Origin of the sequence: Sphingobacterium sp. 1.A.4 (assembly GCF_002734245.1) — a bacterium.
Lineage (GTDB): Bacteria > Bacteroidota > Bacteroidia > Sphingobacteriales > Sphingobacteriaceae > Sphingobacterium > Sphingobacterium tenebrionis.
The window spans coordinates 1-25042 of the sequence record NZ_PEAZ01000041.1 but is presented as its reverse complement, the minus strand read 5'-3'; the positions used below and the strand labels follow the sequence as shown (position 1 = coordinate 25042).

22 protein-coding genes and 1 pseudogene are annotated in these 25042 nt (G+C 43.1%); 8 read left to right on the top strand and 15 right to left on the bottom strand.

Annotated features, from left to right (window positions below):
- Positions 1-10 precede the first annotated feature (10 nt).
- Genes CRJ00_RS05250 through CRJ00_RS05240 form a run of 3 tightly spaced genes read left to right on the top strand, consistent with a single transcriptional unit; the run spans position 11 to position 3028 of the window.
- Positions 11-1045, top strand: a complete 1035-nt coding sequence (locus CRJ00_RS05250) for a glycosyltransferase family 2 protein (protein WP_099365833.1) — start codon at positions 11-13, stop codon at positions 1043-1045.
- Positions 1045-2307 carry a glycosyltransferase gene (locus CRJ00_RS05245; RefSeq protein ID WP_099365832.1) on the top strand — a complete coding sequence of 421 codons (1263 nt, stop codon included), beginning with the start codon at positions 1045-1047 and terminating at the stop codon, positions 2305-2307. The genes CRJ00_RS05250 and CRJ00_RS05245 overlap by 1 nt, the downstream gene beginning before the upstream one ends.
- Before the next feature lie 55 nt (positions 2308-2362).
- Complete coding sequence (locus CRJ00_RS05240) at positions 2363-3028, top strand: glycosyltransferase family 32 protein (RefSeq protein WP_099365831.1); 666 nt, start codon at positions 2363-2365, stop codon at positions 3026-3028.
- Here CRJ00_RS05240 and CRJ00_RS05235 read toward each other — a convergent pair.
- From CRJ00_RS05235 to CRJ00_RS05190, 10 genes are read right to left on the bottom strand one after another with little or no spacing between them, the layout of a single operon-like run.
- Positions 3025-4140 carry a glycosyltransferase family 4 protein gene (locus CRJ00_RS05235; protein ID WP_099365830.1) on the bottom strand — a complete coding sequence of 372 codons (1116 nt, stop codon included), beginning with the start codon at positions 4138-4140 and terminating at the stop codon, positions 3025-3027. The genes CRJ00_RS05240 and CRJ00_RS05235 overlap by 4 nt on opposite strands.
- A 37-nt stretch (positions 4141-4177) precedes the next feature.
- On the bottom strand, positions 4178-5188 hold the full coding sequence (locus tag CRJ00_RS05230; protein WP_099365829.1) for a glycosyltransferase family 9 protein: 1011 nt from the start codon (positions 5186-5188) through the stop codon (positions 4178-4180).
- A 6-nt stretch (positions 5189-5194) separates the two neighbouring features.
- Positions 5195-5800, bottom strand: coding sequence for a DUF4254 domain-containing protein (locus CRJ00_RS05225; protein ID WP_099365828.1), 606 nt, complete (start codon positions 5798-5800; stop codon positions 5195-5197).
- 15 nt (positions 5801-5815) lie between these two features.
- Complete coding sequence (locus tag CRJ00_RS05220; protein WP_099365827.1) at positions 5816-7423, bottom strand: NADH-quinone oxidoreductase subunit N; 1608 nt, start codon at positions 7421-7423, stop codon at positions 5816-5818.
- 7 nt (positions 7424-7430) lie between these two features.
- Positions 7431-9035: a complex I subunit 4 family protein gene (locus tag CRJ00_RS05215; protein ID WP_099365826.1), complete on the bottom strand. Its 1605-nt coding sequence runs from the start codon at positions 9033-9035 to the stop codon at positions 7431-7433.
- A gap of 1 nt (position 9036) precedes the next feature.
- On the bottom strand, positions 9037-11067 hold the full coding sequence (nuoL, locus tag CRJ00_RS05210) for an NADH-quinone oxidoreductase subunit L (RefSeq protein WP_257213694.1): 2031 nt from the start codon (positions 11065-11067) through the stop codon (positions 9037-9039).
- A gap of 7 nt (positions 11068-11074) precedes the next feature.
- Positions 11075-11380 carry an NADH-quinone oxidoreductase subunit NuoK gene (gene nuoK / locus CRJ00_RS05205; protein WP_099365824.1) on the bottom strand — a complete coding sequence of 102 codons (306 nt, stop codon included), beginning with the start codon at positions 11378-11380 and terminating at the stop codon, positions 11075-11077.
- Positions 11377-11919: an NADH-quinone oxidoreductase subunit J family protein gene (locus tag CRJ00_RS05200; protein ID WP_099365823.1), complete on the bottom strand. Its 543-nt coding sequence runs from the start codon at positions 11917-11919 to the stop codon at positions 11377-11379. The genes nuoK and CRJ00_RS05200 overlap by 4 nt, the downstream gene beginning before the upstream one ends.
- Positions 11919-12482: a 4Fe-4S binding protein gene (locus CRJ00_RS05195; RefSeq protein WP_099365822.1), complete on the bottom strand. Its 564-nt coding sequence runs from the start codon at positions 12480-12482 to the stop codon at positions 11919-11921. The genes CRJ00_RS05200 and CRJ00_RS05195 overlap by 1 nt, the downstream gene beginning before the upstream one ends.
- A gap of 17 nt (positions 12483-12499) precedes the next feature.
- On the bottom strand, positions 12500-13573 hold the full coding sequence (locus tag CRJ00_RS05190; RefSeq protein WP_099365821.1) for a complex I subunit 1/NuoH family protein: 1074 nt from the start codon (positions 13571-13573) through the stop codon (positions 12500-12502).
- Between the two features lie 176 nt (positions 13574-13749).
- Between CRJ00_RS05190 and CRJ00_RS05185 the strand changes: the two genes are divergently transcribed.
- The gene (locus tag CRJ00_RS05185) at positions 13750-14532 is read left to right on the top strand and encodes an META domain-containing protein (protein ID WP_099365820.1); all 783 of its coding nucleotides are present in this window, start codon (positions 13750-13752) and stop codon (positions 14530-14532) included.
- A gap of 259 nt (positions 14533-14791) precedes the next feature.
- Here CRJ00_RS05185 and ispG read toward each other — a convergent pair whose 3' ends face one another.
- Positions 14792-16798 (bottom strand): (E)-4-hydroxy-3-methylbut-2-enyl-diphosphate synthase, encoded by a 2007-nt coding sequence (gene ispG / locus CRJ00_RS05180; RefSeq protein WP_099365819.1) that lies wholly within the window; start codon positions 16796-16798, stop codon positions 14792-14794.
- A gap of 28 nt (positions 16799-16826) precedes the next feature.
- Positions 16827-17729 (bottom strand): LiaI-LiaF-like domain-containing protein, encoded by a 903-nt coding sequence (locus CRJ00_RS05175; RefSeq protein WP_099365818.1) that lies wholly within the window; start codon positions 17727-17729, stop codon positions 16827-16829.
- Between the two features lie 157 nt (positions 17730-17886).
- On the opposite strand from CRJ00_RS05175, the gene CRJ00_RS05170 reads away from it, so the two are divergent.
- The 3 genes from CRJ00_RS05170 (at position 17887) to CRJ00_RS05160 (ending at position 20376) form a co-directional block, all read left to right on the top strand.
- Positions 17887-18621 (top strand): MlaE family ABC transporter permease, encoded by a 735-nt coding sequence (locus CRJ00_RS05170; RefSeq protein WP_099365817.1) that lies wholly within the window; start codon positions 17887-17889, stop codon positions 18619-18621.
- Positions 18622-18626: 5 nt separating this feature from the next.
- Positions 18627-19385, top strand: coding sequence for an ABC transporter ATP-binding protein (locus tag CRJ00_RS05165; RefSeq protein ID WP_099365816.1), 759 nt, complete (start codon positions 18627-18629; stop codon positions 19383-19385).
- An 88-nt stretch (positions 19386-19473) separates the two neighbouring features.
- Positions 19474-20376 carry a class I SAM-dependent methyltransferase gene (locus CRJ00_RS05160; protein ID WP_257213692.1) on the top strand — a complete coding sequence of 301 codons (903 nt, stop codon included), beginning with the start codon at positions 19474-19476 and terminating at the stop codon, positions 20374-20376.
- A gap of 79 nt (positions 20377-20455) precedes the next feature.
- Here CRJ00_RS05160 and CRJ00_RS05155 read toward each other — a convergent pair whose 3' ends face one another.
- Together CRJ00_RS05155 and CRJ00_RS05150 are read right to left on the bottom strand one after the other, a co-directional pair.
- The gene (locus CRJ00_RS05155; RefSeq protein ID WP_099365814.1) at positions 20456-22237 is read right to left on the bottom strand and encodes a hypothetical protein; all 1782 of its coding nucleotides are present in this window, start codon (positions 22235-22237) and stop codon (positions 20456-20458) included.
- A 79-nt stretch (positions 22238-22316) separates the two neighbouring features.
- Complete coding sequence (locus CRJ00_RS05150; protein ID WP_099365813.1) at positions 22317-24173, bottom strand: DNA topoisomerase IV subunit B; 1857 nt, start codon at positions 24171-24173, stop codon at positions 22317-22319.
- Positions 24174-24411: 238 nt separating this feature from the next.
- Here CRJ00_RS05150 and CRJ00_RS05145 point away from each other — a divergent pair, with 238 nt between their 5' ends.
- On the top strand, positions 24412-24687 hold the full coding sequence (locus CRJ00_RS05145) for a hypothetical protein (RefSeq protein ID WP_099365812.1): 276 nt from the start codon (positions 24412-24414) through the stop codon (positions 24685-24687).
- A gap of 119 nt (positions 24688-24806) precedes the next feature.
- On the opposite strand, the pseudogene CRJ00_RS05140 reads toward CRJ00_RS05145, so the two are convergent.
- A pseudogene (locus CRJ00_RS05140) lies at positions 24807-25042 on the bottom strand (IS110 family transposase); the annotation flags it as partial.

Here is a 25042-nt window from a genome sequence, read left to right as displayed (position 1 = left end):
AGGGAATTGCATGAAGGAGAACTATAAGAATATCAAAGTTTCTGTTGTTATACCGGTTTTTAACCGACAAAAATTTTTGGGGGAAGCTGTTGAAAGCGTTCTAGCACAGGACCTGACCGAAATCGAAATCATTATCGTCAATGATGGAAGTACTGATCAATCTGCAGTTGTAGCCAAAGAGTACCAAGCAAAAGACCGTAGAGTAATTTATATGGAACAGGAAAACCAAGGGGTTTCTGTTGCCAGGAATAAAGGAATGGCTATGGCGAAAGGGGAATATCTCTATTTTCTGGATTCAGATGATATCCTTGGTCAAGGGTTTTTGTCGTCCAGCTATGCAATGGCTACTGAAAAGAAGTTCGATCTGCTAGTTTGTGGAGCTTATTTTTTGGATAGATTTCCTCAGGTAATGGCTCTTCAAACCTGTGCACTTTTTATGAAAAAATCCTTTTTAGACCTGCATCCGGATGTTCAATTTCTAAAAGGTATTCAGCCAGGGGAGGATGGTGTGTTCTCTCATGAATTATTGGCATTGACCGATAAAATAGGGATAAACCTGAACACGACCTATTTTTACCGGGAGCATGAAGGCCAGAATACTTCTCAAATAAAAAAACAGACTGATAAAGTCCTCCAAGTAATCCCCATCTGGTTGAAGGAATTGGAGGAATTTTATGAACGCTATAATCTTTGGGATAAAAAAGCCCTTCATCTGGCTCGATTTATCGAACATGAGCCATTTGAGTTCAGATATATGGCCATGCCCTTTCAGCAAGAACAAAAACAGCATCTTTTCCAAATGATCCGGGACTTTATGGATAGTAAAGTGCTCCCAAGACTAACAGACAGAGATAGGAACGTACTTTCAGCAGCATTTATCGGTTTTTTACAAGCGCGATCAGCAGAAGAATTTGATGCTTGGTATCAAGCAAGAAAATTAAAGAACAGAGCTAAAGTAAAAGCTTTATATTTAGTCAGTAAACTGTTACCCAGCCGAAAATGGAAGAAAAGTTTTCGGGCTAAGATGAAGAAGAAATACGATTGATGAAAATTCTGATCCTACAAAACCAAGGCTTTTTGAACAGTCAGGGTGGAACTGAAAAGATGGCCAGCTTTTATGCGAATAGTTTCTCGAAACTAGGACATGAGGTCGTTATTGCCACGAATGATCCAAAGGATGGAAAACCTATTTTCTCTTTGGATCAGAAAGTTAGGCTTGTCAATCTTTTTCATGAAGGTATGGATACCATTGAACTGGAACAACCTTATACTTATAAAGGCCGAAATCCTTTCCGTTGGATTTATTTTAAGGCGAAGAAGAAGGGCCAAAAATGGCGAAATGCTTCTCTAATGCGCAAGCGCGGGTTGAAAAATAGGGATGAGGTGTTTTTGCATAACCTGCAGAGCAGATCTAAGGTATGGAAACCCTTTTTCGAACAAGAAAAGCCCGATATTATCCTCAGCATGTCCATTGCTACTTTATTGGAGATAACATATTCGGATGCTGTAGCATTTCCGATCATCAATACCGTACATGGAAGGCCAGATTATGATTATACCGATATTTTATGGTACCGAAGCGAACAGGAGATGAAGCTCCTGAAGGAAAGTTATTCAAAACTGGATGCGGTTCAGGTGTTTTTTGATAATTATAAAGCTTTCCTGCCGGATAATTTTAAAGGGTTGGCGAGAGCGATTCCAAATCCCATTCCACAGATGGATGACCTGGAAATCGTTGACCATCTTAAGACCAAAGAGCGCTATAGGATCGTCCATATCGGATCCTTGATCAATGCCGGAAAACAACAGGAATTGGCTATCCAAGCATTTTCGGAATTGGCTGAACAATTCCCGAACTGGGATTTATGGTTATGGGGAGAGGGTGTAGATAAAGCATATTTGGAGGAAAGGATAGCTTCCTTGAAATTAAAGGATAGGGTGTTTTTGGCAGGATTTACCGACAAACCTATGGAAAAGCTTCAAGAGGCGGATATTTTTGTTTTTCCGAGTAAATACGAAGGCTTTGGCTTAGCGCTTGGCGAGGCAATGACTGTTGGATTACCTGCTATCGGCTTAAAAGACTGCTCTGGTGTGAACGAATTAATTCAGCATGAAAAATCGGGTTTTCTAGCAGCAGATGGGCAGGAATTCAAAGCTTATTTAGGTATGTTGATGGGGGATAGGCAGCTTCGTGATAGGTTAGGAAAAGAGGCTCATGAGCAGATGAAAGCGTATAAGGACTCCCTTGTAATCGCGCAGTGGGAAGACTTTATGGATATGGTGGTTAAGGACCATCAAAAAACCTAAAGGGAGCTCAGATTTTATTATCTTTGAAGCACAAACCTTTGTTAAAAATATTCTGATGGCAATTCCAAAAACCATATACCAAACGTTCAAAAGCAAGGATATTCCTTGGTTGACCAAATTCTACATCTGGATTTTCAGGCAGAAGAATCCAGACTACGCTTATGTGTTTTTTGATGATGCAGCGGTTGATCGGTTTATCCAGGAGAATTTTGAAGAAAGGGTGTATAAGGCTTATAGCCGACTGCAGATAGGGGCTGCCAAAGCCGATTTCTTTCGCTATGCGGTATTGTATATAAATGGTGGAGTTTATCTGGATCTGGATTCTGATTTATTGGTGTCTTTAAACAAACATCTTCAAGCGAGCGATGTCGCGGTAATCAGTCCGGAGAAAAACCATCCAGAATACTTTGCCCAATGGGCATTGGTCTTTGATAAGGGACATCCCTTCCTGAAAAGGACCTTGGATTATGCCGTGGAGAACATCGAACAGAAAACCTATCCGCATGATGTGCATAAAACGACTGGTCCATCTGTTTATACCCGCGCCATACAAGATGAAATTAAGGAAAATCCTTCCGTAGCCTATCGCGTGGTGGAGCCTGATTATAAAGGCCTCATGCAGTTCAAATACAAATTGGGAAAATTATTGATCTATAGAGATCGTAAAAACCATTGGAAGAAATTGCAGAAACGGATTACCGTTGTAAAAGAAGATAGTTAAAGCGTGTTATAGCAGTTCATGATTTGGGCTGCTATTTTTTCATCATTGAAGCGTTGGACATAGCGTTTTCCTTTTTCGCTCATTTCTTGCCTTTTTTCAGGGTTGTTCCATAAACCAACTATTTTTTCCTTCATTTCTTGGATGTTCTCCGGATTGATGTACAGGGAATCTGGTCCAGCTGCTTCAGGGAATACACCGGATCGGTTAGTTATCACTGGGGTTCCGGTATATAGCGCCTCAATAATGGGGATGCCAAATCCTTCGAACTTGGATGGATAGACAAAAATACTTGCCATACTGTAAATCGCTGCCAGCTCTTCCATTGTGAAACCTTTTAGAAAAATGACCTGTTTTTCCATGCCCTTCTCTTTGATATAGGCTTTTATTTCATCAGCATAAGGAGTTTCCTTGCCAAGAATGAGAAGCGGAATACCCGTATTCTCTATGGCTTTTACGATCTGAAAGGCATTCTTACGGGGCTCAATAGATCCCACATTCAGGATAAACCGTTCAGGTAAATTGTTTTCTTGGCGTAGCCTATTCTGAATATCCTCGGATATAGTTTCCTTGAATGCCGGATGACAGACCTGATAGATCACTTCGATCTTCTGTTCATCGACTTGGTAGAATTGCAGGATATCTCTTTTGGTCTGTTCGCTGATAGCAATGATGCGGTCTGCATGTTCGATCGCATATTTCGCTTTACGATGGTAGATCCATCGATCCAATGGCTTATAAAGCTCGGGATACCGAAGGAAGATCAGGTCGTGGATGGTGACTACGGATTTGATCTTGGCTTCTTTGAGGCCAATAGGAATCTCTCCGGATAGACCATGATATACTTGGACCTGGTCGCGTTTCAGATCTTCCACAATGCGTCTATTTCGCCAAAGGCTGGGAAAAAGATTGTTGATAAATCCTTGGGGTAGTTTATTGGTCTGGTTAAAGTCTTCAGAACCGAACCAGAACCCTTCGAACTTTGGGCTGTATTTGATATAGCGATTTTCAGGATAATGGTCTTCCAAAATACGGATCAGATCTCGGCTGTAATTTCCAAGACCTGTTCTGTTCAAAAAATATCGTTTGGCATCATAGCCTATGATAAGCTTCATTAATCCCGATTGATAAGCTTTATTAATCCCTATTGCGCTATAAAGATATTATTTTTTCCAATAGCATTTCTGGACTAATTAAATCGATCGCTTCCATACCATCGCAGGGGCAGGGTTTATTGCCATAAACAGAACTTGGGCGGTTGGGATGTTCGACTTGGACACAATCATCCATGGTTTGCCCAAAGCCTAAAAAACCTGCAAAAGGATGCGTAGCTCCCCAAATAGAAATGCAGCGGGTGCCAACAAGGGATGCCATATGCATTCCCGAACTATCCATACTGACCATGAGGTCTAAGTGGGAGATGATATCCAATTCTTGCTGCAGTTTGTATTTTCCGACCAGAGAATGTACTCCTGGGTATTTGTTTGCCCAGGCTTCGGTAATCTTCTGTTCTTCTGCTCCTCCGCCGAATAAAAGGACTTCATAGCCTTTTTCCGCCAGTTGCTGCACGACTATTTCCATTTTTTCCAAAGGAAATACCTTGTAACTGTGTTGGGCAAATGGGGATATGCCTATTTTTTTCTTGGTTCCGGCCAGGATAGGCATCATGCCGGGAGGAATGAGTCGAAAATCTTTTTCCAATTGATGGCTGAGCGATATCGGAAATCCAATGTTTCGGAAGACATCGGCATAGCGCTCTGTAGTGAGTTGGAGTTGTTTTTTGATTTTGTTTTCAGGACGGGTCAGTGCTTTTTTTTCAGCCCTGCCTTTATCCAAAATGGCAACCCGTTTTCCGATTCCTTTAAACAGCATATCCAAAAACCTGGATCGGATGTTATTATGTAAATCGGCTACTGCATAAGGTTTGTAACTCTTCAATTCATTGAAAAGGCTCAACAGCCCAAAGACTCCTTTATGCCTGCCCTTCGGTTGGATGGCATGAAAGGTTAAGCGCGGGATTTCCTGAAAGAAGGCAGAGAACAATGGTCTGGATACCATGATGATTTCCGTATCCTGATGCTGTTGTTGAAATTCCTTCAAAACAGAGGCAACCATGGCGACATCGCCCATTGCCGAAAACCTCATCACCAGGACGCGTTTCATGCTTGATTATTTTTGGGTGCCGTATAAAACAGGATTAAGATTCGGATCATTGTACATTTTCATCTGTTTATAGACTTTCATGTATTTTTTTCCGCTTTCAATGTCGCTTAATAATTCATCGATGCTTTGGGAAAGATCTTTACGCTGCTCCAATAGCACGTTAAGTTTTTCTGTACAAGCTTGAATATGGGCATTGGAAACATCTGTTCTTAGGGTTTCCTGTTCCATGTGGAATATTTTCAGTGCGAGGATGGATAATCGATCTATTGCCCATGCCGGACTTTCAGAATTGATCTTGGCGTCTGTTAATGGCTGGATATCTTTGAACTTTGACAAATAATAGCTGTCGATGTATTCGACGGTATCTGTTCTTTCTTGATTTTGGCGGTCAATGCGGCGCTTCCAATACAATCCTTCGCGAGGATCGATATCTGGATTGCGAACGACATCTTCCATATGCCATTGCGCAGTGTCGATCCAGCATTTCAGATAAAGCAGGTGCTCAAGTGTTTGGCTATCGTAGGGATTGCTGATCGGATGGTCGATCTGATCATGTACATGGTAATCTTGAATTACTTGCTGAAAGATTTTATTTGCTGTTCCACTAATCATACACAAATATAACATTTAGCTGTTGATGCTAAAGATATTTAGCGCAAGAGATGGGAAAATTCCTAATAAAAGGACCAAGATGGTGAGTAGGATACCGATAAGGTAGAGGATATTGAAGGGGGAAGGAGCGGTTGAAGGGGAAGAAGGGGAAGAAAGGGAAGATTGCTTCGTCGTACCTCCTCGCAATGACGCGGGTATTTCTTCTGATGCCACGGGGGTTTCTTCCGATGACGCGGGTGTTCCTTGCCATGACGCGGAGTTTCTTAAGAACGCGTATAAAGGGATCTTGAAGTAATAGAACAAGGAGATGACCGAGGTTAGGGCTCCGATGATCAATAGAGCTAAAAAGATGGAATCTTCGGAGGATTGGTACAACTCGAAAATACTGCTGAACACCAATAATTTCCCTACAAATCCAGCGGTAGGAGGTAATCCTACCAAGGAAATTCCGATGAAGGAAAAACAGGTGAATAGGATGGGATAAGTTTTGCCCAATCCGGTATAGGAGGAAAGCAAGGTGCTTCCTTCTTGTTTTTCCAATATGCTGATGAATGCAAAAATCGCTAAGTTCATCAGGGTGTAAGCCAGGATATAGAATAACAGGATATCCTGATGTCCATTGCTATAGCCGATAATGGCCATCAGCAAAAATCCGGTATGCCCGATCGACGAGTAGGCCATCATCCTTTTTACATCCTGCTGCCTTAAGGCGATTAAATTTCCGATGAGCATGGTCACCATAGCCACCACTGCTATGAACAAGAACGTAAGATCGCTGAAATAGAATTGGGTACTGATCCAGGCACTGGCAATTCGGCCAAACAGCACAATAGCGGCAATCTTCGGAATGGTAGACAGAAAAGCCGTTACTGGGGTAGGAGAGCCTTCATAAACATCCGGTGCCCACAGGTGAAAAGGAACAAAACTTAGTTTGAATCCGATGCCGGTGAATACAAACAGAAAGGCGATGCTGACCATCACTTTTGGCGCATCGATCAATCCTTGAATGTGTTGTTGGCTTGAAAAATCAAGATCTCCTGTAAAACCGTAGACCAAAGAAAGGCCATACAGCATCACCGCCGCACAGGCTGATCCAAACAAGGCGTATTTCATCGCAGCTTCTGCCTGTTTCTTGTTCTCAGAGAAATAACCGACCAGCACATAAGAGGAGATCGAAACCATCTCAATAGCTATAAAAGCCATTAACCAATTGCTGGTCATAGTGAGGATATGTAAACCAATGCCTGCTGCCAATAAAATGCTGTAGATATCTCCTTTTCGTTTATTGAAGATCTTATCCTTGAAGTATTGTTGGAAATAGATGCAGGCGATCAGAAGACTGACAAGGATAAAGGACCGAGCGAAAAAGCTCATCTTATCCAGGATCAACATCTGATAGAAACCTGAACTTTGGAGGTTGTATTGGGATAGAAGGATCAAGAATGCCCCTAAGCAGGTAATGATGCTGATATAAAAGGAGCTTTGTTTCCAGGTCTTATCTAAGAATAGGGTAGCCGCAATCGTCAATAGAAATCCGAATGCCAGCGCCAATTCCACCTTGAATAAAGGTAGAGAAGCAATGATATGATCTATATTTTCCGATACTTGGTAGCTAAAATCCATCACAGTATTATAAATAAGGATTAACTAAATTCAAAAGGCTCAAGACAGATTGGTTCAATAGGCCAAACACCAAGGATGGCATAACCCCCAATAGCAGTGCCAATGCCAAGGTTGGAAAAAGAATGATCTGCTCCCGTACGGAAAGGTCAGTAAGGCTGTTAGCCCAAGTTTCCCCACCTTTTAGTCGGGTCTCCCCGAAGAACATCCGTTGAAGAGTCCATAAGAAATAGGCCGCACTCAAAAGGATACCCAGGGAACCAAATATCGCCATCCAACGCGGAATTCCTGTTGATAGACTTTCTGCATTAAACGTTCCGATAATGACAAATGCTTCCCCAATAAATGCCGAGAACCCAGGCAATCCTAGGGAGGCAAAGAATGCAATGGCCACGTAGGCCGTATATTTTGGCATCAAAGAGGCAAGCCCTCTGAAATTATAGATGTAACGATCATGGACGCGGTCGTAAAGAACTCCAACCAGGAAGAAGAGGGCGGCCGAAAGAAAGCCGTGGCTCAACATCTGGAAAACGGCTCCGGAAATACCTTCCGCAGTAAGGGATGCGATTCCCAATAAGACAAACCCCATATGGGATACCGATGAATAAGCGATCAATCGCTTCAGATCGGTCTGCGCTAAAGCATTGAATGCGCCATAAAGAATGGATATAATACCGATAAGACCTAGCCACCAATTCGCGTCTACGGCGGCATCTGGAAATATGCCCAAACAGATCCGGATAACACCATATCCCCCAATTTTTAATAGGATACCAGCTAAAATAATAGAAACCGGCGTTGGTGCTTCCACGTGTGCATCGGGTAACCAGGTATGTAAAGGTACAATTGGGATTTTAATAGCGAATGCCACAAATAGGACGATAAATCCGACCATTCTTGCCGGGATTCCCAAGATCTCTTGGCTGTTTCCTAAGCCTTCAAAGAAGGAACCTGGGACATAATTCGCCGGATCCATCATGTAGAGCATGTTGAAGGTATGCGCGCCGGTATTTGGGTTTTGGACCGAAAAATATAATCCTACGATGACCAGCAGCATAAAAACGGACCCAAATAAGGTATAGATAAAGAATTTGATGGCAGCATATTCCCGTCTTGCACCACCCCATATACCTATTAGGAAATATAAAGGCAACAGCATCACCTCATAGAATACATAGAAGAGGAAGAAGTCCAAAGCACAAAAGATGCCCATCACGGCGGTGTTCAACAGCATCAATAGGGCAAAGTATCCTTTTTTGCTCTTTTCAATACGCCAGGAGGCTCCTATGGCCATCAACATGACAAAGGCACTCAAGACCAATAGCGGAAGGGAAAATCCGTCCACCCCGAGGAAATAATCGATTTCCAATGTACCCATTGAGCCTAGCTGCATGCGTATCCAAGGCAATTGCTCCACGTATTGGTAGGCCGAAACAGCATTGAATGCGGCTTCGCTTGGTTGGAAGTTGGCGTAAAGATAACCGGACAGTCCAAATTGGATCAATGTCGCTGCCAATGCAATGTATTTGAACGAACCATTGCTGCGATTTGGAAGAACCAAGATCGCAAGAACAGCTAGTAGCGGTAAAAATATAAGTAAGGAAAGTAGTCCCATCTTATTTGAATATCAAATAAATTATTCCAATTAATAAAACCGTGAAGGCAAAACCCAAATAGTTCTGTAACCTTCCATTCTGAACCCATCGTAATAGATGCCCCAGGTAATACGTGCTTCCAGCGATGGTATTCACCAATCCATCGACGATATAACGATCGATCCAAGCCGATACGCGGGAAATAGCGGGAACCAATGATCCCGCTAGGTTAACCAATCCATCGATGATGTGTTTGTCGAACCAATATAATCCATTACTGAATTGCACGGTGCTGTTTACAAAAGCCTTTTGATAAAACTCATTCAGATAGCCTTGATTTAAAGATAATTGAAGAAGTGGGAATGTCATCCTGGACTTGCCCTCTGTCATCCTGAGCTTGTCGAAGGACCCCCCAGCCTCTCCCTGCGCATACCATCTGTATGCCCAGATCCAGATCAAAATACTTCCAATACTCATCAGCAAAGGAACCACCGTATGCAAAATATGCAGTTCGGTATAGTCCCGATTAAATTCAAATCCCCTCAACACAAAAGCTTGTTGGTAAGATAAAGGGTTTAAACTAAAAACCACAAAAAGCGAACAGATTCCTAGAAAAACCATAGGACCTAACATCTGTCCCGGAGCTTCATGTATTCCTGGATTTTCCACGTTAATCCTCAATTTCCCAAAAAACACTTTGAACATCAACCTGCCAATATAGAAGGCGGTCATAAAACTTACAATGATTAGTGTAATCGGGATCAAGAGCCAAAGACCACCTTGCTGCATGCCCCATTCTAGGGCATTGATTAAGATCGCATCTTTGGATAAAAACCCAGAAGTTAAAGGAAATCCGGCTAAGGCAAGCGATGCAATTGCCATAAGGATGAAAGTCTTGGGCATATATTTCCTTAGTCCACCCATATTATGGATATCCTGTGGATCGAAATCTAGCTGATGTTTGGTTTTAAGGTGTGCCATTTCATGGATAATAGCCCCTGCTGCTAGGAACAATAGACATTTGAAAAAGGCATGGGTAACGAGATGGAACATCGCAGCATCCCAAGCCCCAATACCAATGGCAACCATCATGAAACCCAATTGGGAAATGGTGGAGAAAGCCAATATGCGTTTGATATCCTGTTGCGCTAGGGCGAAATATGCAGCTATAAATGCGGTGATGCATCCAATAATGGCAATAATAAGCAAGACAGTGGTATTAAACAAAGGAAATACCGTGCTCAACAGGAATACCCCGGCTGCAACCATCGTAGCGGCATGGATCAGGGAAGAAACTGCCGTAGGTCCTTCCATGGCGTCCGGCAGCCAAACATGTAGCGGGAATTGTGCCGATTTGGCCATGGCCCCTAAAAAGAAACAACAGCCGGCAAAGGTCATCCATCCGCTTGAATCCGGAGGAACCGTACTGAGAAAACCATGCTCTCCAAATAAATCCACCAGATTTAATGTTCCGTATAAGCTGTATAAACTGGCTATGCCCAATAGAAAACCTAAATCCCCAATCCTATTGATGATAAAAGCTTTTTTATTGGCCTGAACCGCCGATTCTTTATGAAACCAGAATCCGATCAATAAATAGGAGGCAAATCCCACCAATTCCCAGGCAATATACATCAACAAGAGATTGTCTGCCATGGTTAATAAAAGCATCGCAAAACAGAATAGGCTGAGGTACATCCAATACCGATGTATGCCTGGATCCCCTTTCATATAGGCTCTCGAGTAGATATGAACGGGCAAAGCCACCAAACAAACGATCAATTGCATCAGGCTAGTCAGGTTATTCAATAGGAAACCGATCTGAAAATCTTTTGTGCCAATACTGAACCAGGTAAGGGCTTGATGCTGCGTGTCCTGGTTCCATATTTTTGGAAAGACTATGGTCGCACTGATCAAACAGCTCAATAAAATCGCAAGGAGCGAGATGGTTCCCTTTTGTGATCTCCTGCCGAGCATCGCTTGGATCAGGAAAGCAAGGAAAGGTAATATAACGACCAGTAGGCTGGCAACGATTGGCGATAGGTTCATCATTTGCACATTAATCTCTTAGGTCCGTAATATTATCCGGGTTAATGGATTTGTATTTTCTATACACATTCAAAATGATGGCCAATCCGACAGCAACAGCTGCAGCAGCCAGCACTATGGCAAAAAGAGCAAACACCTGTCCGCCATAATTGATCTTATCATACCTGCCGAATGCTACCAGATTCAAAATGGCGGCATTGATGATGAATTCTATCCCTACCAAAATCATGATGGCGTTCCTTTTGGCCAATACCGCATATAATCCGATACAGAATAGACAAGCGGATACTACCAAGAAATGAGTTAAAGTAATCATTGTTTATCCTCCTTTCTGGATAGATGGGCCGCCCCGATCAGTGCCATCAATAAAAAGATGGATATCACTTCAAAAGGAAGTAGATAATGAGTCATGAATTTGATGCCCAAATGGTTGATATTATTGTCGGAAGGTAAAATAACCTGTCCTTTATGTATATTTTGGGTAATCCAATTCGGGGTATGTTGTTGCCATTCGATGATGCCATAGATCATCACGGCAAGAAATCCCAACGTTAAGAGAAGGGATTGCCAGTTGGGCATGGATAGGAATCTGGAGGATGTGTTTTGTAGATCCGCCAATAGTTCCTTGTTGGAAAGCATGAAGGCAAAGATCATTAGGATCAATACGCCACCCACATAGACCATGATCTGGGTAATGGCGACAAAATCAGCTAAGGCAAACAGGAACAATCCGGCCATACCGAACAACACCACGAAGAAAAGAAATAAGGCACGTGCTGTATTTTTCAGGCTAACTACCAGAAGGGCAGAACCGATCGCCAACACGGCAAAAGAATAGAACAATACTAATTCCATTATTTAGCCTTTGCTGCCTCCTTTTCAGCTTGAAAACGCGTCCATTCTTCCTTGCGTTTTTGCACTTCCGCATCCGACATGTCCGAAAAAGTATAGGTTAGATCCGCCAGATTTGTGGTGCTGCGGTCGTAATTATCCGTCATAACGATGCATTCCGTAGGACAAACCACGGTACATAATCCGCAATACATGCATTTTGCCATATCGATCTCGAATTTGGCTGCATAAAGTCTCTTTACGCTTCCATCAGAGGTTTTTCCAATGGCTTCTGGGGATTTGATGGATTCTATGGCAATACAATCCACCGGACAGGCCTTGGCACATAAATCACAGACAATACAATCGTCTATTTCTACATCCAATTGATACCTGGCCACATCGGGGATCGGCATTTTTTCCGAAGGAAATTGAACGGTGGTCACACCTTCTTGTTTTTCGAAATAATTTACCTGTTTAATGTCCAGGGAGGTTCTTGATTTTCGGGCACTAAAAAGGTGGGCCACCGTTAAGCTGAGTCCCTTTATGGCCGTAGCCAATCCTTTAAGTGTAGATTTGATAATCATGTCAACCTATCAATATTTTAAACCATCACTGTAATTCGCCAAATCCCGGAAATGGCCATGCAAAGAAATGCCACTGGGATTAAGATCTTCCAACATAAGACCATAAGTTGATCAGCACGGAACCTCGGAAGGGTCCAGCGGATCCATATTTGCACGGCTACAATGAACAAAGATTTGATCAATGTCCAGAAAATACCCCAATAAAGTCCGGTGGTCCAATCGGCCAAACGTACATTTCCAATATTGGGAAGGGGACTGTTCCAAGCGCCCAAGAAGATCACCACGCCCAGCATCGCCACCAAGAACATCATAGCGTATTCCGCCAGGAAAATAAAGGCAAAACGGATACCACCATATTCTGTATGGAAACCTCCGATCAGTTCACTTTCCGCCTCAGGGATATCAAAAGGTGCTCTATTGCATTCTGCAAGGGAAGCAATGAAAAAGATGACATAGCTCACCAAGAGATGCGGTGCCTGGAAAACATTCCAGGATAAGATACCCCCTATATCCTTCACATTCCAGATGCCTAAGAAAAACAGATCTTGTTCACTATAAATCCCTTGATTGAGGGCAATTTCGTTCAGATTAAGGGTTTGGGTGATCATCACCGCAGCAATCAAAGATAATCCTACCGGTAATTCATAGGAAATCATCTGCGCGATGGCACGAATAGATCCCAAAAGGGAATATTTGTTATTTGAGCCCCATCCGGCCATCAGAATACCAATAGCATCGATGGAAACCACCGCCATAATAAAAAATAAACCGGTGTGTGTATTTGCTGGAACAAAATCGGCTGCCCAAGGAACGACCGAGAAACCAACAAAAACCGCCACAAAAATCAGGATAGGGGCAACGGCAAAGAGGATTCTATCCGCTGCCGCTGGAGAAATAAATTCTTTTTGAAGGAGTTTGAGGATATCCGCAAAGGTTTGGAGCAATCCAAATTTCCCGGTTTCCATTGGCCCTAATCGATCCTGTACAAAACCTGCAATCTTACGCTCCGCATATACTGCAAAAAGCGTGAATAAAGCAATAAAAAGGAATATTGCGACTGGGGTAAGGATATGGATAAAAAGGGAACTCAATCTTCTTTTTAGATTAATTCTTAATTAAGGACAAACATACGGAAAACGGACGAATTACCTCAAAAATATTATAAAATATACTAGTTTAGTAGATATTATTTAGGGTAATTTAGTAGCACTTCGTTCAAACATTTCGTCTTTAGGAGAGTATTAATAAAAGAAATAAGAAAATCACTATGAAAAAAACAATTTTTAGTATGCTAGCTGTAGCCAGCTTGATCTTTTCGAGCTGTAGTACATCCAAACAAGTTACAGCAGATGAATCAGCTGACATCGCTAAAATCACCGGTAAGAAATGGCAATTAGTGGAATTGGGTGGGAAACCAGTAGCCGCTGAGGTAAATGGGAAGATGCCTTATTTGGAGTTTTTGCATGAGGCTGGACGTTATTCGGCCAATGGGGGTTGTAATACACTGAATGGGGAATTTCAATTCGCAAAGAACAATAAAATACATTTTACGAGAGGGATATCAACGATGATGGCCTGCGAGAATATGGAGATTGAGAGGGGTTTGGGGCAATCCTTGCAACAGGCGGATAATTATACGTTTGCAGATGGGGTGTTGTCTTTAAATCAAGGTCGTAAAGCTCCTTTGGCGCGATTTAAGGAGATTTCTTCCGATGTTTCCGTTGCTGGGACTTGGGAGTTGGATTATATCGCTGGATCGAATAAACCTTTCAATGAATTGTTTCCAGGGAAGAAGCCGACTATGGTGATTCAGGCTGGATCTTCGAAGGTTTCAGGAAATGGGGGATGCAATAATTATGGAAGTAATATGAGCTTGGATGGTAGGAAAGTGAATTTCAGTGGAATTTTTTCTACGAAGATGGCTTGTAAGGGTGATGGAGAGCCTTTGTATTTTTCAACGTTGGAGAAGGTGAATGTGATGAGTGTGAACGGGGATGCAATGACGTTGATAATTGGCGATATTGCGGTGATGAGGTTTAAGAGGAAGTAATTCTCGTCATTGCGAGGAGGTACGACGAAGCAATCTTTCGATTAGGATAAGCTAGACTTTCTTTCCGTGTCATCCTGAGCGTAGTCGAAGGATCTGTACGCTGGTAAACGAACAGATGGTTCGACTGCGCTCACCATGACATGGTTAAAGATTGCTTCGTTCCTCGCAATGACGTTAAAACTTACGATGACGTATAGTTCCATCCAATGACGTATAAATACACGCAATGACGTTAAAACCTCCCAATAACCTATACTTTCTACCCTTCCATCTCCACCCAAAGTCCATCAGACTTAATAATCTCAATCAACTCATCCAATGCATTCGCCGAAGAAACATTTTTCTTCACCACCTGCTTCCCTCTATACAACGTTATCTTATCCGGGCCAGCACCTACATACCCATAATCCGCATCAGCCATCTCACCCGGTCCATTCACAATACAACCCATAATCCCGATTTTCAAGCCTTTCAAGTGGTTAGTTCTACTTCTTATCATCTGCGTAGTTTCCTGCAGATCAAACAAAGTCCTACCACAACTCGGGCAAGAAATATATTCCGTTTTAGAGATCCTAGACCTTGTAGCTTGCAAAATCCCAAAAGATACTGAAGCAATCTTATCAGTTGGAGTCGCTGGGCTATCCAACCAAATCCCAGATCCCAATCCATCGATCAATAAAGCACCAAAATCAGTCGCAGCATAGAGCTGTATCTTCGAGATCGGTTCCTCCGGATCCATAATATCTCCCAATGGTCCCGAAAATTCTTCCACCGCATAACTTCTCTTCAAAATCACCGGATTATCAATTCCGATTTCCTGAAGATTCGCAAAAAACTGACGCTGATCCGCCATACCATGCAGATGATCAGTCTCCAAGATAAAAACCAAAGTTTTATCAATGGCCAATTGCGCAAAAGCTTCCGATTGCAGATCATCATTGCTGATATGGATCAGGTTCATGGCAGCATCCTTTTCCTTGGCTTCATTAAATTCCTCCAAAGAATAGATCGGATGCATGTTCGCCTTATTGCTTAAACCCAACCAGGTTTTATAATTATATAGCTGTTTCAGGTTGCCAGGCATAGTAAACGATGGCAATTGATCGCCCAGGTAAACAAAATCTACCGATTGGTCGCCCATATGGTATTTATCCAACACCGCATCGTATTTATAGCCTACTTCCGTAAGGATAAAAGGATCTTTTAGGTTTTTCTGTGTGATATCCACCACAATCCTCGGCACCAAAGAACCCCCAATAAAGGCGTTAACCTCCGAAGACTCATATCTTTTGGTCTCTTTTGACACCGTCGCCAATTGCAGGATTTCCCGTTTGGGTTCAGATACAAGGGCTGCTTTCCGATTGCTGTAGCGGTTTACCAAAGCAATGGCTACTGGAGCTTCCTTCTCCGGTTCTTCCGTCAAAGAAACACGCACGGTATCGCCAAGTCCATCTTCCAACAAGGTCCCGATCCCCACCGCCGATTTAATCCGGCCATCCTCGCCATCACCAGCTTCCGTAACGCCAAGATGCAAAGGATAATTCATGTTCTCGGCAACCATTTTCTCGACCAACAAGCGATAAGCCTGCACCATCACCTGCGGATTGGAAGATTTCATGGAAACCACCAGGTTGTAGTAATTCAGATCTTCACAGATCCGGATGAATTCCAAGGCCGATTCCACCATGCCTTCTGGGGTATCCCCATAACGGCTCATGATGCGGTCAGACAACGAACCATGGTTAGTTCCGATCCGCATGGCAGTACCATATTCCTTACAGATACCCACCAATGGGGCGAATTTCTTATAGATCCTATCCAATTCCGCTTGATAAGCAGCATCGGTATAATCGATCTGGTCGAACTTCTTCTTATCCGCATAATTACCCGGATTCACGCGCACTTTCTCTACGATCCTCGCCGCTACTTCCGCAGCATTCGGCGTGAAATGTATATCCGCCACCAAAGGGACTTGATAACCCCTGTAGCGTAATTCTTTCTTGATGATTGCTAGATTTTCGGCTTCCTTGATGCTAGGAGCCGTAATGCGGACATACTCACATCCTGCATCCACCATCTTGATGGTCTGTTCCACCGAACCCATGGTATCCATGGTGTCCACTGTCGTCATACTCTGGATGCGGATAGGTTGATTTCCACCCATGGGAATATCCCCAATCTGTACTTCTCTCGTCAAAAACCTACTATACGATGTTTTTGAATTACAATATCCCCCTGCTAATTCTGATGATTTCAAGCTGTCCATACCGCACAAAGTTAGCTATTTTTAAAAGTTAATAGCGTAAAATGGTCAATGAATTTGCTGCGCCATCCACTTTGATCGTATAGCGGCTGTTGGATTTATCGTATCCCGAAGTTTTTCGGATCTTATCATCGCTGATATCCACATCTTCAAATTTATTGCTGGACAGAAAAGAGTCGGTTTCAACGCTACAATCTGCTCCCTTCGGCAAAAATAACTTGATGCTGGAAGCAGCGGTGTTGATATCGATTAAATGATCCCCCTCGATCGGAACAGGAAGGTACATGTCCAAACTGGTCGCACCCGAATTGATGCTCAAGGATCCCAATTTCAGTTTCTTGAAATCAGCACTGATGCTGGCCGCACCGATATTGTATTCCAGATCCCAGATATGATTCGGGTTCAAACCTACAAAAATCTTGTTCTTGGCGTATTTGCTGGACTTGATCTGCGTATTTATAGTGAAGTTATTGATTTCATCCGTATTGCTCAACGAAAGGGAAGAGTTAGGGCTATCGGTGCTTGCACGGAAAAGGGAATCCGTATTGACGTCAGTATTCATGATGTACTTAGCCGCCCCACCATTGAATTTAAGGGTAATACGTTCAGCGATTCCTTCCGAAGATTTTCCTATCGAGTTGGCAGGAATAAATTCGGCATCATCACTAACTGCTGTAAACGAATCAAAGATGGTGTCTTCTGAAGTTACGCCCTGATAAAAGATAAAGGAACAGATGATGATGTTACAGGCAGCAAGGATCCAAGCGGTATTCTTGCGGTTCTGCAATAAAAAACCTATACCAATGGATACCAACAATAAAGGCCAATATTTAATGGCGCCAATAAAGTTAAAGTCGATGATATGTAGGTTATGAAGGAGGACAACCAGTCCAATAAAGACTAACCAGATGCCCGTTGCTATTTTGTTGTTCATTGTTTATTTGTTTTGTTGTCGTCAAAACTAGTACGATTATACAAATTAATTAACTGAAAATAGGCTATGTTGCCTAAATTTTCGGTAAATGAATTAGATTTGTCGGTGAAATAATTCCACAGAATTGTTATCTTGAACGGATGCTAAATATATTGATATGATATTCTACTATATAGGCGACTACATATTGTTGTTGAAGAAGGTTTTTCGGAAACCCGAAAAATGGAAAATTTACTGGAAGGAAGTCCTCCATGAGATGAGTGATATTGGTGTGGGTTCTTTGGGCTTGATCCTGATTATTTCCACGTTTATCGGGGCGGTAATGACCATGCAGATTGCCTTTCAATTGGTTTCCGACCTGATCCCAACCTCGGTTATCGGATCGATAAACCGTGACTCCAATATTCTGGAACTTGGACCTACCATCTCTGCCTTGGTATTGATGGGAAAGGTGGGGTCCTCCATTTCTTCCCAGATTGGTTCCATGCGGGTAACCGAGCAGATCGATGCATTGGAAATCATGGGGATAAACGCGGCAGGATACCTCATCCTTCCGAAGATCATAGCTGGGGTCATCATGGTTCCTGTTTTGGTAACGGTGGCTATCTTTTGTGCTATCGTAGGTGGTCTTATCGGCGGGTCGCTCTCCGGAGCTGTGACCGTGGATGATTATAATGAAGGTATCCGATCCGGATTCAATGGTTTTACGGTAGCTGTTGCTATGGTAAAAGCTTTTGTGTTTGGTTTTATCATCACTTCGGTGCCGGCATACAAAGGTTTTAATGTACGTGGTGGGGCTTTGGAAGTTGGACAAGCAGGTACCAGAGCAGTTGTGATTGGTTGTATTACCATTCTTGCCTGTGACTATTTGATAACTGCTTTAATGTTGTAATGTAAATGATTGAAATTCAAGATATTCATAAATCTTTTGGGGATAACCTCGTATTGGACGGGATCAGTGCTACTTTTGAACCAGGAAAGGTCAGCCTCATTATTGGAGGTTCCGGATCTGGAAAAAGTACGGTGCTGAAATGTATCGTCGGCCTGCATCAACCAGACAAGGGAAAGGTGTTTTTTGATGGTAAGGAATTTTCCAAGATGGACTTTGAGGAAAAGGTGCCAATCCGTAAGGAAATAGGTATGCTTTTCCAGAACTCAGCGCTTTTCGACTCCATGACCGTAGAACAGAACATCGTTTTTACCTTGGATATGTTCTCGGAGATGAGCAAATCTGAAAAGTTGGATCGTGCAAATTTCTGTTTGGAGCGGGTGAATCTTGCTGGAAAGAACAAATTGTTCCCGGCGGAATTATCCGGAGGTATGAAAAAACGGGTGGGTATTGCCAGGGCGATCGCCATGAACCCAAAATACCTTTTTTGTGATGAGCCCAATTCCGGATTAGACCCAGCCACCTCCATCCTCATTGATGAACTGATCCAAGAACTGACCGAAGAATACAATTCCACCACTGTAGTGGTAACCCATGATATGAACTCCGTGATGGGGATCGGTCAATATATCATGTTCCTGTACAAAGGGAAGAAATATTGGGAAGGTTCTAATCAGGATATGCTGAAATCGGACAATAAGGAGCTGAACGAATTTGTATTTGCGAGTCCTTTGATGAAAGCAGCTCGCGATACCATGAAGAAGTAGAACCTGAGGAAGTAGAACCTGAGGAAGTAGAACTGCGTACATAGAGGATATTATTCCTTATTTGCTATCTTTGCCAAAATTTACTGTTTTGAATACAAATTCTCCCATACAATTACTGACACCACAGCACTGGAAAGATTATGAACTGATCGATTGTGGTGATTTTGAAAAATTGGAACGATTCGGCGAGCTGATTCTGATCCGTCCGGAGCCACAGGCTGTATGGCCGAAAGCTTTAGGCGATGCCGAATGGAACAAACGCTACCACATCAAATTCAAAGGTCGTTCTGCAACAAGTGGAGAATGGTTGAAAAAGAACCCTAAATCGCCAGATAGGTGGCATATCCAATACAAAAACAAGGATGTAGCCATTAAATTCCGATTGGGATTGACCTCCTTCAAGCATGTAGGGATTTTTCCGGAGCAGGCCGTGAATTGGGATTATATTTCAGAATCTGTGAAAGGATTCAAAACCCCAAATCCAAAAGTATTGAATTTATTTGCCTATACGGGTGGGGCTTCCTTGATTGCTAAAGCAGCAGGAGCGGATACGACGCATGTGGATTCGATCAAACAGGTGGTAACTTGGGCGAACGAAAACCAGGAAATCTCCGGCATAAGCGATATCCGCTGGGTGGTAGAAGATGCCTTGAAATTTGTGAAAAGGGAGCTGAAAAGGGGCAATACCTATAATGGGATCATCCTGGATCCGCCGGCTTATGGACATGGTCCAAAAGGGGAGAAGTGGAAGTTGGAAGACCATATCATGGAAATGATGCAGGACGTCGTTAAACTATTGGATCCAAAGGAACACTTCCTGATTCTGAATACCTATTCGTTAGGTTTCTCATCCGTAATCGTGGAAAACCTGATCAAGACTTCTTTTCCAAAGGTGGAGAACCTGGAAATCGGCGAATTGTATTTGCAGGCAACTGCCGGTCCTAAACTTCCTTTAGGCGTATTCGGAAAATTCCGCAAATTCTCTAAATAAACAGCTTTATATAGCTTAAAAAATAAAAGCAGCCATCATCACGACGGCTGCTTTCCATTTTTCACAGTAGGCAATTAAATTACACAATGAGCGGTTTAAGCTGATTTTCATAATTGGCCAATTGTTCCTGAAAAGCTGCCTTAGACTCTCCAAAAACCTGGCTCACCCGATCCTGTAAGGACCTGTAATAGGCAATGCCTTCGACCAATTGATTTTGAAATTTATAGATATACTTTTTCTTTTTTACATCCAGATCCAACAGGTTCTCCTGTATATAGCTACTTAGGTGGTTGACGTATAATTCCAGTTCATTAATGAACATGGACGGTCTTTTGACCCCCTTAAGAACATTGATTCTGCCATAGATATGGTCTACCATTTCCTGAAGGGTATAGATCTTGTTGAAATAAGCCGTATTAGGACCTGGGCAGATGGCCACTGCCGATCTTTCCCTAGGTTTGAGAATCTGGTACTTCAGGTAGGCTGGTGTGGCCAGCCCCTCACATAGACATTGTTTCTCTACAATCTTCTGATAGGCTTTTTCATATTCCTGGGCATTCAATCCTGCCTGGTCTAAATCCTTGATCTTGTTCACCTGATATACCCGGCTAGCGGTACATTGGGGTTCATCGGAATAGGTGCTATCCGAGACCAGGTATTTCTTGGTACAAGGGAATCCCGGGCGACCTTTGGCTATTCGGGATAAACGCGATTGTTCGGCCGTACTTTTCCGGAAATTATTGAACGGAACACCCAATGGGGAGGCATTGCTGATATAGAAATCCTCTGGAGCGGCATTCGCTAAGTTGTTCAGGGTTTCCTCATCAACGGTCGTTGCTTCGGGCACCAATAGGAAAGGGGAACCCCATCCTACGGCATCAAACCCATAATAGTCTAAAAGAAATTGATGTTCCTGGGTAGTTCCCACGCCACCCTGAACGGTAAACCGAATGCCAGGAACATGTTCAATTTCTCGACCTATTTCGCTTAGTGCTGCCTGGTACAACGGAAAAATCTCTTCCGACAGGGCAGCTTTATTTATTTTGAATTCTTCAAGAATCGGCCCTAATAAGAAACCATCGGTGGCAAACGCATGACCTCCGCAATTAAGGCCCGATTCTATCCGGTATTCGGAAATCCAAATACCTCGTTTTGCTAAATATTTCGCTTGGATCAGTGCTGATCGGTAATCAGACACTTTTAAGGTTATTTTTTTGGTGAAATTCCCATGCTCGTCTGGGAAGAATTGGGGGAATTCCTGGAGTTGACCATATAATCTCGGGTTCATTCCGGCCGACAACACAACGGAAGATCGTAAGGTGCTGTTGGCAAAACCTCGAACGGCTGCTGTAGCATCGGAATAATATTCCGAAAGCATCTCGCCATCTTTGGAATAATTGATCTTATCTACCTTGGACATGATGTTGACATCAATATCGCCCGGTAGCATGGCCTCGCAGATCGCTGTTTTTAATCTTTCCTTTTCGCCTGAAGAATTGGTATCCCGCCATTGCTGAAAAAGGTTTCTGGAATGATGTTGCTCCGGTAGCAGCGAAAAATATTTGCTGGCGGTTTCATCCTGCAACCAATCACAGTTTTTTAAGTGTACAAGTTGCTTGTCCACCAATACCTGGATCATATTGAGGTAGGCGGTTATTCTTCTTGCCCGAGCATCTTCCATGTGTTCCCCAATGGCTTCGTATTCAAGCTGGTTTTCGTTGGAATAGTAGGCGCGAAGTCGCTCCAGTAATTCATCATCCACAATGGATACAACGGATGAAATACCAAATTGGGCGACCTTAATGGCCGTATCTACGGAAAAAGCTAAACCTAAAACAGGGATATGGAATGAATGCGTCATGTAATTTTAAACTGACGCAAATAGCAAAGAAATCCTGGATTAAAAAGTAATGATAATTAGGAAGGAAAAGTGATCTTCATCACACAACCGCTTCCTTGGTCATTTCTTCTTCGGTATCCAATTCCACACGCAGGTTATTGACGATATGATGCTGTCTATCCGGTGTGTTCTTGCCCATGTAATACTCCAACAACTGGCTCAATCTATTGTCTTTGGATAGGATAACCGGTTCCAAACGCATATCGCCACCTATGAACAGTCCGAATTCACTCGGCGAGATTTCACCAAGTCCTTTGAATCGGGTAATTTCTGGTTTTGCGCCTAATTTGTTGATGGCTCGGATTCTTTCTTCGTCGGAATAGCAATAAATGGTTTCTTTCTTGTTCCTAACCCGGAATAATGGCGTCTGAAGGATGGACACATGTCCGGCTTTTACCAGATCGGGGAAGAACTGAAGGAAGAAGGTCATGATCAGCAAACGGATGTGCATACCATCCACATCGGCATCTGTTGCAATCACGATATTGTTATAACGTAGCCCTTCGATACCATCTTCGATGTTCAAGGCATGTTGAAGAAGGTTGAATTCCTCATTTTCATACACGATCTTTTTGGTCAACCCGAAGGAGTTCAACGGTTTACCTTTCAGACTGAATACGGCTTGTGTTTGTACATCCCTGGATTTGGTGATGGATCCACTCGCCGAATCACCCTCGGTGATGAATAGGGTTGTTTCTAAATTACGCTCGTGTTTATCGCTGAAATGAATCTTACAGTCCCGGAGCTTTCGATTATGTAGAGAGGCTTTTTTTGCTCTTTCGTTTGCCAATTTCTTGATCCCCGCGATATCCTTGCGTTCTCTTTCTGATTGAAGGATACGTTTTTGCAGGGCTTCTGCGGTCGCAGGGTTCTTGTGCAGGTAGTCGTCTAAAGCCTTCTTCACAAAATCGTTGATGAAGGTACGAACGGTTGGTCCTTCTGGGCCTACACTCTGGGATCCTAATTTTGTTTTTGTTTGGGATTCGAATACCGGCTCCTGCACCTTGATGGCAATGGCCCCAATGATGGATGAACGGATGTCGGATGCATCAAACTCTTTTTTATAGAATTCACGGATGGTTTTTACCACCGCTTCGCGATAAGCAGCCTGATGGGTACCACCTTGGGTGGTATGTTGACCATTCACAAAGGAATAATACTCTTCACCATAACCCTGGCCGTGGGTCATCGCTATTTCGATATCTTCCCCTTTCAAGTGGATGATTGGATAGCGCATGCTTTCCGTGTCGACATTTCTTTCCAACAAATCCTTTAATCCATTTTCGGAAATGAACTTCTGACCATTGAAATTGATGGTGAGTCCAGAATTTAGAAAAACATAATTCCAGATCATGTTCTCCACAAATTCGGAACGGTATTTATAGTTTCTGAAAATGGAATCGTCTGGGTAGAAGGTGACGGATGTTCCATTTCGTTGGGTAGTGTCTTTTTGCTCATCGGCCAACAGCTCGCCTTTGCTGAATTGGGCAATACGGGTAACCCCTTGGCGGTAGGATTGTACCGTGAATTGATTGGACAGGGCATTGACAGCCTTGGTACCCACCCCGTTTAATCCCACGGATTTTTGGAAGGCCTTACTGTCGTATTTACCTCCGGTATTTATTTTTGATACCACATCCACCACAGAACCGATCGGAATTCCGCGCCCGTAATCCCGAACGGTTACCCGATTCTCATTGACGGTGATATCGATGGTTTTTCCAGCACCCATAACAAATTCATCGATGGAATTGTCTACCACTTCCTTTAAAAGGACATAGATTCCATCATCATAGGCAGAACCATCACCCAATTTTCCAATATACATACCCGGTCTTAGGCGGATATGTTCTTTCCAATCGAGCGAACGTATACTATCTTCGTTATATGCTGTCATTTGTTGTGTTGTTTTGAGTTTGCTGGAATATTCTTCTTGGTTGATTTATGAACCTTCGCAAAAATATAAAATTTTTTGAGTCATTTTGTTATGGTTGATGAAGTGGTAGGACTTGTTCCTATGCTTCAAGCTGAAAGTATGGGTTTAATAGGGTATTAGTAGGGTTTTTGTATGGTTTGCATAGGAAAAGCATACTTTTAGGTTACTTTCAGTATGGTTTTGCATCGAAGGTCAAGCGGTGAAAGGGGTGAGGTGGAGGGGATGGTGGAGGGGATGGAAAGGGGATGGTGGAAGAAGGTGGTGTTGGGCGGTGGTGGAAGGGATGGTGGAGGAGATGGTAGAGGGGATGTTGGGATTGGTGATGGGAGGTGTAGGGGAAGGAATAAGACAAAAAAAGCGTCATTGCGAGGAACGAAGCAATCTTTCTGTCTCTGTCATGGTGAGCGTAGTCGAACCATCTGTTCGTGTACAACCGTACAGATCCTTCGACTGCGCTCAGGATGACAAAGGGTAAGGTAGTATGACAAAGAGAAAGATTGCTTCGTCGTGCCTCCTCGCAATGACGGTAGGCCTCGCAATGAACTGTGTATATATCCAAATAATAAATTAAATTTTCTCCAAATAATATTCTGATTAGGCCGCTTTTGCGATGTAGCCCTTTCCAGATTTTGCGATGGCGAATGCCTGTTTGATCAGTTTGTTCACCACTGCTATGATTGCGACCTTGTAGGGTTTTCCCTTTTCCATCAACCTCCCATAAAGCCCGCTGCAGGCGGTGTTGCTCCTGATGGCGGATATTGCCGCCATGTACAGCACCTTTCTGACCTGGCCCATCCCCATCTTGCAGATATGTCCCTTTCCCCTTACAC